The sequence below is a fragment of the Pseudomonas sp. P110(2024) genome, assembly GCF_057480795.1.
On sequence record NZ_JBLIYT010000006.1, the window covers coordinates 233,002 to 247,968 of the forward strand.

14 protein-coding genes and 1 tRNA gene are annotated in these 14,967 nt (G+C 65.1%); 8 read left to right on the top strand and 7 right to left on the bottom strand.

Annotated features, from left to right (window positions below; translation table 11 throughout):
- Positions 1–59 precede the first annotated feature (59 nt).
- Positions 60–686: a DNA-3-methyladenine glycosylase family protein gene (locus tag AC25ND_RS11715; RefSeq protein ID WP_028691159.1), complete on the bottom strand. Its 627-nt coding sequence runs from the start codon at positions 684–686 to the stop codon at positions 60–62.
- 168 nt (positions 687–854) lie between these two features.
- Here AC25ND_RS11715 and AC25ND_RS11720 point away from each other — a divergent pair, with 168 nt between their 5' ends.
- From AC25ND_RS11720 to AC25ND_RS11730, 3 genes are all read left to right on the top strand, one after another.
- Positions 855–1,370 carry a sigma-70 family RNA polymerase sigma factor gene (locus AC25ND_RS11720; protein WP_028691160.1) on the top strand — a complete coding sequence of 172 codons (516 nt, stop codon included), beginning with the start codon at positions 855–857 and terminating at the stop codon, positions 1,368–1,370.
- The gene (locus AC25ND_RS11725; protein WP_186596457.1) at positions 1,363–2,313 is read left to right on the top strand and encodes a FecR domain-containing protein; all 951 of its coding nucleotides are present in this window, start codon (positions 1,363–1,365) and stop codon (positions 2,311–2,313) included. The genes AC25ND_RS11720 and AC25ND_RS11725 overlap by 8 nt, the downstream gene beginning before the upstream one ends.
- A 94-nt stretch (positions 2,314–2,407) precedes the next feature.
- On the top strand, positions 2,408–4,882 hold the full coding sequence (locus tag AC25ND_RS11730; RefSeq protein ID WP_186596459.1) for a TonB-dependent siderophore receptor: 2,475 nt from the start codon (positions 2,408–2,410) through the stop codon (positions 4,880–4,882).
- A 22-nt stretch (positions 4,883–4,904) separates the two neighbouring features.
- Here the strand turns inward: AC25ND_RS11730 and AC25ND_RS11735 are convergent, their stop codons facing one another.
- Complete coding sequence (locus AC25ND_RS11735) at positions 4,905–6,065, bottom strand: MFS transporter (protein WP_028691163.1); 1,161 nt, start codon at positions 6,063–6,065, stop codon at positions 4,905–4,907.
- Positions 6,066–6,533: 468 nt separating this feature from the next.
- Here AC25ND_RS11735 and AC25ND_RS11740 point away from each other — a divergent pair, with 468 nt between their 5' ends.
- Positions 6,534–7,373 carry an RHS repeat-associated core domain-containing protein gene (locus AC25ND_RS11740; protein ID WP_082750517.1) on the top strand — a complete coding sequence of 280 codons (840 nt, stop codon included), beginning with the start codon at positions 6,534–6,536 and terminating at the stop codon, positions 7,371–7,373.
- Positions 7,374–7,461: 88 nt separating this feature from the next.
- Here AC25ND_RS11740 and AC25ND_RS11745 read toward each other — a convergent pair whose 3' ends face one another.
- The gene (locus AC25ND_RS11745; protein ID WP_182322410.1) at positions 7,462–8,676 is read right to left on the bottom strand and encodes an MFS transporter; all 1,215 of its coding nucleotides are present in this window, start codon (positions 8,674–8,676) and stop codon (positions 7,462–7,464) included.
- A 201-nt stretch (positions 8,677–8,877) separates the two neighbouring features.
- Here AC25ND_RS11745 and AC25ND_RS11750 point away from each other — a divergent pair, with 201 nt between their 5' ends.
- Together AC25ND_RS11750 and AC25ND_RS11755 are read left to right on the top strand one after the other, a co-directional pair.
- On the top strand, positions 8,878–9,801 hold the full coding sequence (locus tag AC25ND_RS11750; RefSeq protein WP_182322528.1) for a FecR family protein: 924 nt from the start codon (positions 8,878–8,880) through the stop codon (positions 9,799–9,801).
- Between the two features lie 96 nt (positions 9,802–9,897).
- Positions 9,898–9,974, top strand: a tRNA-Met gene (locus AC25ND_RS11755).
- 54 nt (positions 9,975–10,028) lie between these two features.
- Here AC25ND_RS11755 and AC25ND_RS11760 read toward each other — a convergent pair.
- Positions 10,029–10,643 carry a LysE family translocator gene (locus tag AC25ND_RS11760; protein WP_182322408.1) on the bottom strand — a complete coding sequence of 205 codons (615 nt, stop codon included), beginning with the start codon at positions 10,641–10,643 and terminating at the stop codon, positions 10,029–10,031.
- A 157-nt stretch (positions 10,644–10,800) separates the two neighbouring features.
- Here AC25ND_RS11760 and AC25ND_RS11765 point away from each other — a divergent pair, with 157 nt between their 5' ends.
- Positions 10,801–11,706 (top strand): LysR substrate-binding domain-containing protein, encoded by a 906-nt coding sequence (locus AC25ND_RS11765; protein ID WP_186596461.1) that lies wholly within the window; start codon positions 10,801–10,803, stop codon positions 11,704–11,706.
- Here the strand turns inward: AC25ND_RS11765 and AC25ND_RS11770 are convergent.
- Complete coding sequence (locus tag AC25ND_RS11770; protein ID WP_028691168.1) at positions 11,646–12,230, bottom strand: YcbK family protein; 585 nt, start codon at positions 12,228–12,230, stop codon at positions 11,646–11,648. The two genes, AC25ND_RS11765 and AC25ND_RS11770, sit on opposite strands and share 61 nt — an antisense overlap.
- 66 nt (positions 12,231–12,296) lie before the next feature.
- Between AC25ND_RS11770 and AC25ND_RS11775 the strand changes: the two genes are divergently transcribed.
- The gene (locus tag AC25ND_RS11775; RefSeq protein WP_062364701.1) at positions 12,297–13,460 is read left to right on the top strand and encodes a hypothetical protein; all 1,164 of its coding nucleotides are present in this window, start codon (positions 12,297–12,299) and stop codon (positions 13,458–13,460) included.
- A 126-nt stretch (positions 13,461–13,586) separates the two neighbouring features.
- Here AC25ND_RS11775 and rimI read toward each other — a convergent pair whose 3' ends face one another.
- Both rimI and AC25ND_RS11785 read right to left on the bottom strand, forming a co-directional pair.
- Positions 13,587–14,042 (bottom strand): ribosomal protein S18-alanine N-acetyltransferase, encoded by a 456-nt coding sequence (gene rimI / locus AC25ND_RS11780; RefSeq protein WP_028691170.1) that lies wholly within the window; start codon positions 14,040–14,042, stop codon positions 13,587–13,589.
- Entirely contained in the window at positions 14,039–14,830 is a 792-nt protein-coding gene (locus AC25ND_RS11785; RefSeq protein WP_069017847.1) for an energy transducer TonB, read from the bottom strand. The genes rimI and AC25ND_RS11785 overlap by 4 nt, the downstream gene beginning before the upstream one ends.
- Between the last annotated feature and the right edge of the window lie 137 nt (positions 14,831–14,967).

Here is a 14,967-nt window from a genome sequence, read left to right on the forward strand (position 1 = left end):
AGGGTAATTGATGCGTGGAACTCCGATTCTTGCGGTGTTTTCACGGGGCCCACGACACTTCAAGCCCGCCACAGGTACCAGGCCGCCACGGTGCGATGAGGGCTCCACGCCCCGCCCAATGCCCGCATCTGCGCAGGCGTCGGCGCCTTGTCCAAGCCTTTCATGCGCCGATACCCCTCGCGCACGCCAAAATCATCCACCGGCAGGATATCCGATCGCTCCAGGCTGTAGATCAGCAGCATCTCCACCGTCCAGCGCCCGACCCCACGCAGCGCCACCAGACGCTCGACCAGCGCGGCGTCCGGCAGGCTCAGCGCCTCTTCCCGGCTGGGCACCACACCCTCCAATCGCGCCTGGGCGATCCCATGAACCGTGGCAATCTTGCTCGCGGAGAACCCACAGGCGCGCATCGCCTCAGGCGTCACCGCCAGCAGCTGTTCGGGCGCGGGAAACGCCCCATCCGGGAACAGCGCCAGCAACCGCCCGAGGATCGCCTCGGCCGCCCGTGCATGCAATTGCTGATAGGCGATGGCCCGCACCAGCGCCTCGTACGGCTCGCGCCCGGGCGTGGCACGGTGCAGGCAAGGCCCCACGGCGGCAATATGCCGCGCCCAGTCCGGGTCCTGCCCGGCCAGCCAGGCAGCGGCATCGTCAAAGGCCTGCGGGGATAGGTCTGCAAGGATCATCAAAGGCGTTCGCACAAGTCACGATCCCCTAGCCTAGCCCAACCGTTCATCGGTGAAACGCTCAATCTTGCTCATCGAGTCAGAGGCCTACCATTGATCCGCCCGCATTGCCCCGCATAGAATTGAGAACTATTAACAATCACATTATCCAGGCAGGCTCTCCAGACGATGCAGATCGAAGACACGCTGAAACCGGCCGAGGTCGATCTGCTCTATCAGGCACACCACCGCTGGCTACGCGGCTGGCTCGGCGCCCGGGTCGGCTGCCGGGAGCACGCCGCGGACCTGGCCCAGGACACCTTCGTGCGCCTGCTCAAGGCGCGCCAGGTTTCACCGCTCAAGGAGCCACGGGCCTACCTGAGCAGCATCGCCCGCGGCCTGATGATCGACCAGTTCCGTCGCCGCGCCCTGGAAAAAGCCTACCTCGAGAGCCTGGCCAACCTGCCCGAGCAAGAAGCCCCCAGCGAGGAACAGCGCCTGCTGATCCTCGACACCCTCGAACGCCTCGACCGCGCCCTGCAACGCCTTAAGCCACGGGTGCGCCAGGCGTTCCTGCTGGCACAGCTTGACGGCCTTACCCTCACCCAGGTCGCGCAGCGCCTGGACGTTTCCCGGGCCACCGTCGAGCGCGACCTGGCCAAGGCCTTGGGTGTCTGCTACCGGATCCGCTACGCCGATGCCTGACCAGAACCCGAGCCAGGCCCAGGTCGACCAAGCCATCGAATGGCTGGTGAAACTGCGCTACGACAGCCCCGGCCCACACACCGAACAGCAGTTCCAGCGCTGGCTGGCTGGCCACCCGCAGCATGCCCAGGCCTGGCAGCGGGTCAGTAGCCTCGGCGACGAACTGGCCAGCCTGCCCGCCGAGCTGAGCCGCCAGACCCTGGCCGGCAGCGAACGCCGCCGCATGAGCCGGCGCGACCACCTCAAGCTACTGTCGCTGCTCGCGCTCGGCGCCAGTGTCGGCTGGGCCGCGCGCGAGCCCCTGAGCCTGCCGGCGCTGATGGCCGACAGCCGCACCGCCACCGGCGAGCGTCGTGAGCTGCTGGGCAGCGACGGCAGCCTTATCCGCCTGAACACCGCCAGCGCCATCGACCTGCGCTACAGCGACGAGCAGCGCCAACTGACCCTGTTGCGCGGCGAGGTCAGCCTGGACGGCAACACCAACGACAACCGCCCGTTCACCATCGACACCCGCGTCGGCGCCCTGAGCACCCAGGGCGGTCAACTGCTGCTGCGGGAGAATGCCCAGGGCCTGCTGCTGGCCGTGCGCCGCGGCGAGGTGACGCTGTTCCCCGCTTCTGCCGCCGCGCATCGGGTCAAGCCCGGCGAAGTGCTGCAGGTGTTCGCCCAGGGCGACTTCCAGCCCGCCACCCTGCACGGTGACCCCTGGGGCTGGACCGATGGCGTACTCAGCGTGCAGCAGATGCCCCTGGGCGAGTTCACCGACGAACTGTCGCGCTACCGCCCCGGCCTGCTGCGTTGCGCGCCGGAAGTTGCCGGGCTCAAGGTTTCCGGCACCTTCCAGCTGGCCGACACCGACCAGATCCTGCTGCTGGTCGCCCGCAGCCTGCCGGTGCGCGTCGACTACCGCACGCGCTTCTGGGTGAGCATCGGCGCCGCCTGAAAACATCAAAAAATAAATGAGGTGGAATCTCATTCTCGTCCGGCCTGAAGGAAACAAGCCCGAACAGTGGTCTGCCAACCTTCAGGAGCGCTTCATGATCCGCCCGTGTTCCCCCCGCAACGCCCCCCTGCGCCATGCCATCCGCGCCGCCGCCCTGGGCCTGGGCGTGGCCTGCGCCGGCCTGCCGCCGACCCTCGCCCTTGCCGCGCCCACCAGCCAGAGCCAGCCGCGCGACTGGAACATCGCGGCCGGCCCGCTGGCCGCCGCGCTGGACCAGCTGGCGCGCCAGGGCGGGCTGAACCTGTCGTTCGACGCCGGCAGCCTGCGGGGCAAGACCACCCAGGGCGTCCAAGGCCGGCATGACAGCGCCCAGGCCCTGCAGATCCTGCTGCGGGGCAGCGATGTGCAGGTCCAGCAGGAAAGCGACAAGAGCTTCCTGCTGCTCCCTGCCCTGGACGTCGGCGACGCCCTGCAACTGGGCGCCACCAGCATCTCCAGCAACCGCCTGGGCGAGACCACCGAGCACAGCGGCTCCTACACCACCGGTGCGGTGACCATCGGCAAGACCCCGCAAAGCATCCGCCACACCCCGCAGTCGGTGACCGTGGTCACCCGCCAGCGGATCGACGACCAGAACATCACCAACCTCACCAACCTGCTCGAACAGACCCCCGGCGTGGTGGTCAACCTCACCGACAGCGAGCGGGTGCAGTACTTCTCGCGCGGCTACCAGATCGATGCCATCCAGTACGACGGCGCCACCGTGGTACAGAGCAGCGGCGGCGGCTCGTTCATCCAGAGCGACTCGGCGATCCTCGACCGCGCCGAGGTCCTGCGCGGCGCCACCGGCATGCTGCGCGGCGCCGGCAACCCCTCGGGCACCGTCAACCTGGTGCGCAAGCGGCCCACCTATGAGTTCCAGGGCGAAGGCAGCGTCACCCTCGGCACCTGGGACGCCCAGCGCTACGTCGCCGACCTCTCCGGGCCGTTGACCGAGACAGGCAACGTGCGTGGCCGGGTGATCGCGGTACACGACGAGAAGGACCACTTCCAGCAATCGCGTCAGGAGCGCAAGGACGTGCTGTACGGGGTGATGGCCTTCGACCTCGACGACAGCACCACCCTCACCACCGGCCTGGAATGGACCCAGCTCGACGCCACCGGTGCCTGGGGCAACCTGCCGGCCGACTACGACGGCTCGCCGCTGCCGTTCGGCCGCAGCACCTACCTGGGCGCCGACTGGAACCGCTGGAACCGCAGCAACCTGCAGACTTTCGCCGAGCTCGAACACCGTTTCGACAACGACTGGACGCTCAAGCTGATGGCCCAGCGCACCCACTTCGAGTTGGACGACAACGGCTTCAAGCAGACCTACTTCAGCCGTGCCACCGGCACCGCCAACCCGACCCGCAACCCTTACCTGATGAGCTACCAGGTGACCGAAGGCGATGGCGGCGAGAGCCTGCAGAACAACCTCAGCGCCACCCTCAATGGCCCGTTCGATTTGCTCGGCCGCACCCACGAGCTGATGCTGGGTGTCGAGCGCATCCGCAACGACTCCTACGCCTCGGCCACCAACAACGTGCAATCGGGCGTGTTCGACATCCGCACCTGGGACCCGAAAACCAGCCTGTCCAACCCGCACATCAACATCACCGCCCACCCGGTGCGCACCCGCACCACCCAGGAAGGCGCCTACGCCACCTGGCGCATCTCCCTGGCCGACCCGCTGACCGCGATCATCGGCGCACGCGCCAACGGGTACGACTACGAGCAGGAGAACAACACCAAGGCCAGCGGCAAGTTCAGCGTCGACAACGAGATCGTGCCGTACGCCGCGCTGATCTACGACCTCAACGAGAACTTCAGCACCTACGCCAGCTACACCGAGATCTTCAACCCGCAGACCAACACCGATGCCGCCGGCTCCGTGCTCGAACCGGTCACCGGCGAAGCCTACGAGACGGGGATCAAGGGCGAGTTCTACGAGGGCCGGCTGAACACCTCGCTGGCGTTCTTCCGCATCTACCAGGTGGGCAACGCGCTGGACGACCTCAGCGGGCCGAACCCGTGCCTGCCCAACTACACCAGCGGCTATTGCAAGGTCGCCGCGGGCAAGAACCGCAGCCAGGGCTTCGAACTGGAGATCTCTGGCGAAGTGCTGCCGGGCTGGAACGTGACCGGTGGCTACACCTACAACACCACCGAATACCTCAAGGACACCACCGGCAACAACGGCAACCCGATCCGCACCACCGACCCCAAGCGCATGCTGCGCCTGTTCACCAGCTATCGCCTGCCGGGCGAGCTGCAGGCCTGGACCGTGGGCGGCGGCGTGCAGGCGCAGAGCGACATCTACAACCGCAGCGGCAGCGCCGAAGCCTCGCAGTCGGGGTATGCGGTGTACAACGCGATGGTGAACTACCGCTTCAACGACAACTACTCGCTGCAGCTGAACGCCAACAACCTGTTCGACAAGCAGTACTACCGCCAGGTGGCGCCGACGCCGACCGGCTACTACTGGGGCGACCCGCGCAACGTGTCGGTGACCTTGCGCGGAACGTTCTGACCTGCCCCGCGATGGCTGGGGGTCAGTCCGCCACCGCCTGAAGCTTGCCCGCCCGGCGATAGGCCTGGCGGGCGAAGCACACGAAGAGTCCCGCCATCAGCGCCAGCGCCATGGGCAGGCCATGGGGCGCCACATCCATCGCCGCGCCGCTGACCAGCGGCCCGACCAGGCTGCCGACACCCCACAGCAGGCCAACACTGGCGTTGGCCGTCACCAGGTCCTGCCCCCTGAAGCGCTGCCCGATCAGCACCAGCGCCAGTGTGTAGATGCCGCCCGCCACCGCCCCGAGCACCACCAGCAACGGCCACAGCAGCCAGGTCATCTGCAGCAGCCAGGGCAAGGCGATGCCGATGCTCATCGCCACCAGCCCGCACACCAGGTGCAGCCCGGTGCGCTCGACCCGGTCGGCAAGCCAGCCCAGCGGCAGCTGGAAGATCATGTCGCCGGCGAACACCACGGTCACCATCAGCGCCGCCACGCCCACGGCAAAGCCGTGACTGCTGGCATACACCGGCAGCAGCGACAGCACCACGGCATCGAAGAACGAGAAGAACAGCACCGCCACGCACAGCGCCGGGGCGACGCGGAAGAAGCCGGCCAGGCCGAAGCTCTTCTCGCCTTCGTCGCCATGCTCGACATGGTCATTGGGCACGGTGAACAGGATGCACAGCAGCGCCAGGCCGTAACAGACCGTGACCACGCCGGTCAGCCACGGACTGTCGGCGCCGAGCAGCGCCAGCAACGCCGGGCCGAGCACCTGGAAGCCGGTGAAGCTGGTGGCGTACAGGGCCATGATCTTGCCGCGGTTATGCTCCGGGCACAGTTCGTTGACCCACGACTCGCCGAGGATGATCGCGATGCCCATGCCGATGCCGAGCCCCAGGCGCAGCAGCGCCAGCCACAGCATCGAGTCGAAGGCCCATTCCAGCAGGGCGATGCTCAGGGTGCACAGGCTGAAGCTGAGCAGGTAGATGACCCGGCGGGTCAGGTGCCGGCAGCAGGCGTCGACCATGAACGCCGAAAGCATCATGCCCGCCGCCGGGATCGCCGAAATGATGCCGATCTCCAGCGTCCCCGCCCCCGCTTCGTGCAGGCGCAACGACACCAGCGGCAGGCTCGCCCCGAGGCTGAAACCGACCACCGACACGGCGAACAACAGGCCCGCCAGCAAACGCATGTTCATGTACCACTCCTTGCAAGCCGGCGCGCAGGGGCTCTGGCCCTGGCCGACTGGAAAATCCGCTGAAAGATGTTCGAACGCAGGCGCCCGCGATCACGCCGCAAAGGCGCGGGATGCAGGGGCGCGGATCAGTTCAGGGCAAGGTGTGGCGAGAAAGTGAAGGCGAACAGCACGCTGCGCCGACGCTTGAGCACCGTGTCGCTTGGCCACGCGCGGCGCGCTGTCGGGGCGACAGGCTGGCGGTGTGGGCGGAGACTACGGGTACGGCGCATTGCATCGACTACGCAGAGATTGAGGAGGCGGCACTCTAGGCCAGGGGAGACGAGGTCGTCAATTAGATCGTTTACACACCGGTCGACTTAAGTCCGACCATCACAAAGACGCTATGGCGGAACTGGCATTTCTACCAGTTGCTCCTGTCCCGCCCTGAAAGCATAGTTATGTGCATGCAATTCCTCCGAGGAAAAGCCTGTGACACAGATACTCAAAGCACGTTCTGCGACTAAGCTGCTAGTCACTGACAGGCTCGGATCAATCCTTCGGCAACACTCCGAACAAGGAGCACTAAATTTCATCTACACCCCGTTCGGATACGACCAACTCAAAAAACCCTTGACATCAGTACTTGGGTTCAACGCTCAGCCTCGAGATTGCTCACGTTGGTATCTACTCGGTAATGGATATCGCGCCTATAATCCGGCACTAATGGTATTCATGGGTGCCGACCAACATTCGCCGTTTGGCAAAGGTGGGCTCAATGGCTACGCATATTGCAATGGGGATCCAGTAAACCAGCAGGATCCAACTGGAGAGGCTGGGGCCCCAATAATGAAGTTTCAAATCACACCCGAAACTATTCGTTATATTCCTGAGCTTGAGCAACCGTTACAAATAGGGCCGGTAGCTCTGCAACCTGCCCACCTGCAGATAAATCCTCCCGAGCAATTACCAGCAAATCGACCTTTGGCTCAAAATCGTTCCTCTATCAATCATCGTCAACAAGAACTGGCCGTTGCTCCCGCAAACATAGAGGAAAGCAATAATTCAACTTTAGCGACGCAGAGGATGGTCCGAAGCCCTTCTCGAAGAGAGCGATTTATAGAAGTATTTCGCTCCGGGTTCAGGAGAGTGACTCAGCGTGTTATTCCGAGGTTGCGTCCGTCCGCACAGATACCGACCGCTCCCCCCCATTTAGCATCACACTCGGCAGCACGTATGCACGCCCTTTTGCGACAGGCTCGGTCAGGCAATAACCGCAACATTTCGTGGTCAACACAAGGCGTGAACGGAGGGGTACGTACAGAAAACTGACGGCACTGCAGTGTTCATCGTTCAAAATACTACCACCTCAATCGCTCCTGAAACGTGCCCCCACTGTACACAGTGGGGGAATACTGCTTCAGCGCTTGCCAGTAGATGGCAAAAACACCGCCAGCAGCCCAAACAACGGCAGGAACGAGCAAACCCCATACACATACTCGATCCCACGTAGATCAGCCACATACCCCAACAGCGCCGCGCCGATGCCGCCGAAGCCGAACATCAGCCCGAAGAAGATCCCGGCGATCATCCCGACATTGCCCGGCACCAGTTCCTGGGCATACACCACGATGGCCGAGAACGCCGACGCCAGGACGAAACCGATCACCACGCTGAGCACGGTGGTCCAGAACAGGTCGGCATACGGCAGCGCCAGGGTGAACGGCGCCACCCCGAGGATCGAGAACCAGATCACCGCCTTGCGCCCGATGCGATCACCGATCGGTCCGCCGAAGAAGGTGCCCGCCGCCACCGCGCCGAGGAACAGGAACAGGTGCAACTGCGAACTGGCTACCGACAGCTGGAACTTCTCGATCAGGTAGAAGGTGAAGTAGCTGGTGAAGCTGGACATATAGAAGTACTTGGAGAACACCAGCAGGCCCAGCACCACCAGCGCCAGGATCACCCGCTGGCGCGAGATGCCGTGGGTGGCCGGCACCGCCTTGCGCGCCTTGGCCTGGTTGAGGTGCTCCTTGTACCAGCGGCGCAGCATCAGGGTCACGGCGAAGAAGAACAGCCCGGCCAGGCCGAACCAGGCGACATGGGTCTGGCCGAAGGGAATCACGATCGCCGCCGCGAGCAGCGGGCCGAGGGCGGAGCCGGCATTGCCGCCGACCTGGAAGCTCGACTGGGCCAGGCCGAAGCGCCCGCCGGAGGCCAGCCGGGCGATGCGCGAGGTCTCGGGGTGAAAGGTCGACGAACCGATGCCGACCAGCGCCGAGGCCAGCAGGATCATCGGGAAGCTGCCGACGAAGGCCAGCATCACGATACCCACCAGGGTGCACAGGGTGCCTAGCGGCAACAGGTTCGGTGTAGGCCGCTTGTCGGTGAAAAAGCCCACCCACGGCTGCAATAACGAGGCAGTGATCTGGAAGGTCAGGGTGATCAGGCCGATCTGGGCGAAGCTCAGGTCGTAGTTGGCCTTGAGCATCGGGTAGATCGCCGGCAGCACCGACTGGATCAGGTCGTTGATCAGGTGCGCCAGGGCGCAGAAACCGATGATGCGCATCACCAGCGGCGAGGCCTGGTTGGCCGGGTTGCCGGCGCTGGAGGTCGTGGTACTGCTGATGGCCATGGGCTGGATGTCCGTCCGCGGATTGGGATCCGATTATCGTGAAACAAATAGATACGAAGCTACCTTTTTATTTCGGCGAGCCTTCCATCCGACACGTACTTGTAAATAATTCTCAATATATTTAGCATCCTTTCTCCTCTTCCCTGTAAATGCGGGGCGAAACCGCCCTCCCCCTGCGAGCAGACCGATCCCATGAGCCCGATGCCCGCCTTGCAGCCAACGCCCGACCCCGAGCGGGAAGCCCTGGACTGGTTCTCGCGCCTGCGCCAGCCCGGCTGCGACGAGCCCCTGCGCCAGGCATTCGCCAGTTGGTGCCAGGACCCGCTCAACGCAAGGGCTTATGCCCAGCTCGAAGCCTACTGGCAGCAATTGCAGGTGCCGGCGGCGCGCCCGCGCCCACGCATCGCCAAAGTCCGCCGCAGCCGGGCCGGGTTGTGCCTGGCGCTGCTGTTTCTGCTGCTGGTGGGCGCATTGGCCTGGCTCTACTGGCCCGTGATGCAGCGCCTGGGCAGCGAACTGCACACCGACAGCGGCGAGCGCCGCAGCGTGCGCCTGGCCGATGGCTCGACCCTGCACCTGGACAGCGCCAGCGCGATGAATGTCGACCTGCGTGGCCGCACCCGCCAGCTGCACCTGGTGCAGGGGCAGGTCTACCTGGAGGTGATGCTCGATGGCCGTGCCCTGGAGGTGCAGGTCGATGACACCCGGATCCAGGTGTTCGGCACCCGCCTGCAGATCGCCCGCCATGCCGACTACGACGAGCTGGTGGTGTTCGCCGGCAAGGCTGCGGTGTTGCAGGGTGGCGACCAGCGCCTGGTCAATGCCGGCGAGCGGGTGACGTTCAGCGCACGCCGCATCAATCCGGTCGAGAAGATCGACGCCAAATTGGCCGATGCCTGGCGCAACGGCCAGTTGAAGGCCAGGAACCTGCCGTTGAGCGAAGTGCTCGAACGCCTGGCCGATTACCGAGGCCAGCGTGTCTTGATGCTGAACGAGCAGGCCACCTACCAGCGGGTCAGCGGCGATTTCGACCTCGACCACCCGGCGCAGAGCCTCGAGCGCCTGGCTGCCGATCAGCAACTGCGCCTGCACAACCTGCTCGGCCACTGGCTGGTCGTGCGCTGAAGCGCCCTGCCCGGCTAAGTTTTTGAAAGGTTGGAAATTTTTTTTGAAAACGTTGTTGACAGGATCGCGATTCGAGCTAATAATGCGCGCCAAGTTGGCTACATAGCTCAGTTGGTTAGAGCATAGCATTCATAATGCTGGGGTCCGGGGTTCAAGTCCCTGTGTAGCCACCACCTTTTAAAAGGGCTTATCGAAAGATAAGCCCTTTTTCTTTGCCTGCGAAAAATCTACTTCACACCCGCCACCACCACGGCCAGCCCCAGCCCGATCAACGCCACGCCGATGACCCGATCGACCACCACCTGTCGCTCGATCATCGCCCGACGCAACAGGTGATTGGAGAAAAACACCGCCACCAGGCTGAACCACACCCAATGGGCGAACGACATGAACGCGCCATAGGCGAAGTCCAGTGCCAGTGGGCTGCCGGGCTGCACCACCTGGGTGTAGGCACTGACCACGAAGAGCATGGTCTTGGGGTTCAGCGCATTGGTCAGAAAGCCCGTGCGTAATGCACTGGCCACACTGGCCTCGCTGTGCGCCAGACCTTCGAGGCTTATGCGCGTGGTGTTGGTCAGCGACTTGTAGCCCAGATACACCAGGTAGCCCGCCCCCACCACCTTCATGGCCAGGAACAGTGCCGGGCTCTGGCTGATGATCACGGCGATGCCGAACACGGTGTACAGCACATGCACCTGCACGCCCAGGGCAATGCCTACCGCCGCGGCGAGGCCGGCCTTGCGGCCCTGTGCATAACTGCTGCGGGTGACCATGGCGAAGTCGGCGCCGGGGCTGATGACGGCCAGGAGGGTGAAGAGGGCGACGGCGATGAGTTCGTTCACGAACAGGTATCCTCGATGAAAATTCACGGAAGATGGGATTATCCTGTTGCTTTGAACGAGTAAAAATCGATTTATAGTGAGGCTAATCTGCTAGTTTTCCTGACATATCATCATCACATCCAACGGTGCCCGCGATAGCGCCGGAACAGGCCAGCACATGAAACTGCCTCCCCTCACCGCCTTTCGCTACTTCGACATCGCTGCCCGAACCGAAAGCTTCGTACGCGCCGCCGAGCACCTGCATGTGACCCACGGCGCCGTCAGCCGCCAGGTGCGCCTGCTCGAGGAAAACCTCGGCGTGGAGCTGTTCGAACGGCGCAACCGGGCGATCTTCCTCACCCGCGCCGGGCGCGACCTGCAGGCCACCACCCAGGCGATCTTCGAGCAGTTGGAAGGCGCCGTGCAGCGCCTGCACCAGCAAGCCCACGATAACGTACTGGTGGTGTCCTGCGAGCCGACCATCGCCATGCGCTGGCTGATCCCTCGCCTGCCGCGCTTCCATACCCGGCACCCGGACCTGCAACTGCATTTGGTGGCCGCCGGCGGCCCGGTGGACTTCGCCCGCAGCGGCATCGACCTGGCCCTGCGCCGCGATGACTTCCACTGGGACCGCCAACTGCACAGCCTGAAGATCTGCGATGAATGGATCGGCCCGGTCGCCACGCCGGATCCCAAGGGCCAACGCCTGCTGCACAGCGCCACCCGCCCCGATGCCTGGGCCACTTGGCTGCGCCTGAGCGGCCAGGCTATCCGGCACCCGGCGCGCAGCGACTTCGAGCACTTCTACCTGTCGATCCAGGCCGCCAGCGCGGGCATGGGGCTGGCCATCGCCTCGGCGCTGATGGTCCGCGACGAACTGGACAATGGCCAGTTACAGGCGCCGTACGGCTTCCTGCGCGACGGCTCCGGCTACCACCTGCTCAGCCCGCAGCCACTGGATGACGGCAGCAAGCGCCAGCGCTTCGCGCAGTGGGTCGGCGACGAGTGCCGGGCCTGCCTGGCTCACCTGGGCTTGCTGCAGAACGACGAGCCGGCCCCACCGTCACCGCCCCAGGTGCGATAGCCGGCCGTATCGATATGGATGCGCCCCGATGGGTAACGGCCAAGGCCCATGTTCCAGGCCTGGCCGTGCTGCTGCCAGAAGCGGCACAGCGGGCTCGGGTCGACCCCGCGCGGTAGCAGCAGGTCGACGGCGAAGGCGCGCATGTGCGCACTGCTCGGCGCGCCGCCGGCACAGGCATTGAGCCGGGGATCGCGGTAGGCCGACACCACTTCGAACTGACGCAGGATGCCCTGGCGGTCCAGGGTCTGGATCAAGGCCAGCGTCGAGCGCACCGCCGGCCAGTGGCTCGCCGGTGGCACCGCGAAGGGCGAGGCCTTGCACAGGCGCCAGTCCGAGGCCGAGCGCAGCAACTGATGGATCGGCACCACGCCATATAGCCGGGCCTCCACCAGCATTTCACGAAACTTGCGGTTCTCGTGATCCCCGGCCCATTGGGCGAACATCCACACATCGCGCTCATCGGCCTGGACCGCACCCAGCCCGATCAGCGCGCTAGCCAATAGCCATGTCCTGGCGCTTTTCATTGCCCCACCTCTTCATCCACCATGGGCGCGCCCGCCATCCCGGCGGCCACTGACAAGGAGTTAAGCATGCACAAGATTGCTGTATCGGGCCTGGCCGCCCTCACCTTCAGCGGCCTGGCCATGGCCGACGCGCAGATCGACCTGGGCGATGCCCAACGGGTCACCCGCTTGTTCGCCTACCCCAACAACTGCAACGTGATCTGCTACCGCGACTGGACACTCGAACAGACGGTCGAGCACTACCTCACCCAGAGCGTGCAACGCGATGGCTACGCCAACGCCAAGGTCACGGTGAACCGCGACAACGACAAGCTGCACGCCAGCATCACCGGCGTGCCGGCCAGCTACACCGCCCCCTTGCGCAAGCTGCTCGACAGCGGCGAACTGGCCTACCAGGGCGCCACCCGCCTCAACCAGAAAGGCGGCTGGGACTACAGCTGGTACCTGTTCCTGCCCCTGGGCATGGCCCTGGAAAACCGCCGCAGCGTCGAGTTGCTGCACTTCCCGCCGGACTACTCGCTGACCCGCTACCAGGACTACCTGAAGTCCAACACCACCGACCGCTGGGCGCAGCTGCTGACCTTCAACGGCGTCGAGGCCACCCAGACCCCGGCCTACCAGACCATCGTCGACATCGCCCCGATCGCCGCGCCGGCCAGCGCGGGCAAGGATCTGGAAGGGGTCTACAGCTACTTCAACGACTACCAGGTGCGGATGGTCAAGGAAGTGGCCCTCACCCACGACGGCAAGGCCGCCTTGCCGATGGTCGCCTTCGGCGCGCCGGTGCGTGCGTGGATCCAGCAGCAGTACGGGCCAAAGGTCAACGTGCTGGGGCTGGTCAGCATCGCACCGGAGCCGGACAGCGCCAAGGTACCGGTGCTCGGCGCCAACCATCCGAGCGCGATCTGGTACGCGGCCGATCCGAAAAGCTACGACGGCGATCAGGACAAGGCCGACGCCGCCGGCTTGAAGATGATGGGCCAGGACCTCTCCGCCGCCTGCTGGCAGGCCGGCATGGGGCGCAACCCGCAGGCCGACGCCCAGCTCACCCTGCAGGCCTGCACCAGCAAGTGGCAGGTGACCCAGAAGAAGCAGACCTGCGAGCTGTTCTACCGCACCATCCGCGACATGACGCCGGAACAGGCGGCGGCCAAGTGCAATACCGGGACGGTGACGCGCAGCTTGCGAGATCTGCGCAAGCCGATCGAAGTGGAACCCCCGCAGATCTGAGCCGACTGCTCACGCGATCCCTGCAGGAGCGGCCCTTTCACGGCACAAGGCTGCTCCCACAGGGGATAGTTCCCTGCGCGACAGCGCATCCTGAAGGGCTGGTTTATCCCCTACAGGGCATAGCGCTCAGTCTTCGAGCAACGTACAGGCCATCACCAGCGCGTCTTCCCGCCCACCCGCCACCGGGTAGTAGTCACGGCGCCGGCCAATCTCGTTGAACCCATAGCGCTCATACAGGCGATAGGCCGACTGGTTGCTGGCGCGCACTTCGAGGAAACACTCGCGGCCATTGAGCTGGTAGGCCCGCGCCATCAGGTGCTCGAGCAGGCGCAAGCCCAGCCCGCAGCCCTGGTTTTCCGGCTTGACGGTGATGTTGAGCAGGTGCGCCTCATCGATGATCACGTTGATCACGCCATGGCCGACCTGCTGCTGGCCAACGAACATCAGCCACACTTCGTAGGACTTCAGCGCATCCTGGAAGATGCCGCGGGTCCAGGGGTGGCTGAAGGCGGCATATTCGATCTTAAGCAGGGCATCCAGATCCGCCTCGGTTGCCGGGCGGAAACTGATCGAGTCACTCATTCAACGCTCTTCCAGCGCGCCATCAGCTGGCGCATGGCTTTCCAGACGTCCGCCTTGCGTTGCGGTTCGTCCATCAACAGTTCAAGGCCGGGCAAGGCCCAGGCGCTGCCGAGCAGGTCGACCTCGAGTTCTTGGTAGTAGGCTTGGGCATCGGCCTGGCCGGCGAAGCGGATGGCCGGCAGACCGAGCAGCCACAGGCAGGTGCACGGTGCCTCTTCCAGGCGCGCGGCGATGAAACCCTGGACGAAGTCGCGAGCGGCGTCCGGGCCCTGGTCCATGTTGCCGCGCATCAGCAACGGCCAGCGCACCGGCTCGCCGATGATCTGGGGCGCATCCGGCAGGCCGGCGGCGCGCAGCATGTCCTTGAGCAGCAGGTACGACGGATCGCGGCTCTGGAACGGCTGGCCGGTGGCCAGCTCCACCAGCAGCAGGCAACTGCCGGCGCGCAGCAATTGCAGGGCAAAGCGTGGTGGCGGTACCGGCGCCGGGCGTGGCGCGGGGGCCTCCTGCTCGGCCTCGACCGGCTTGGCGGCCGGTTTCGGCACGCTGCCCGGGCGCGGGATTTCGATCTTCGGCCGCTCGGCGCGCGCCTGGGGAGCAGCCGGGGTGGCGCTCGGCGCAGGCGTGGGGGCGGCTGGACGCACCTCGAAGTCGACGTCCTCAACCGGCGCCACCGGCAACAGCAGCTCCGGCCGCGACGGGGCGGCGAACGGCAGTTCGGCGCGCGGCAGCCAGTGCACCACTTGCATGGCGGACAGGTAGGCGCGGCGGCGGGACTCGATCAGCAAGGCGCGGGTATCCGGTGGACGAAATCAGGCGGGCATTCTAACGCCGTTGCCCAGGATGCGCCGCAACAGATTGTCAGCCAGCGCGGGCCAAGCCCGCTCCGACGGGGTGAATCCCCCTTTGAGCATCAGGGTTATCC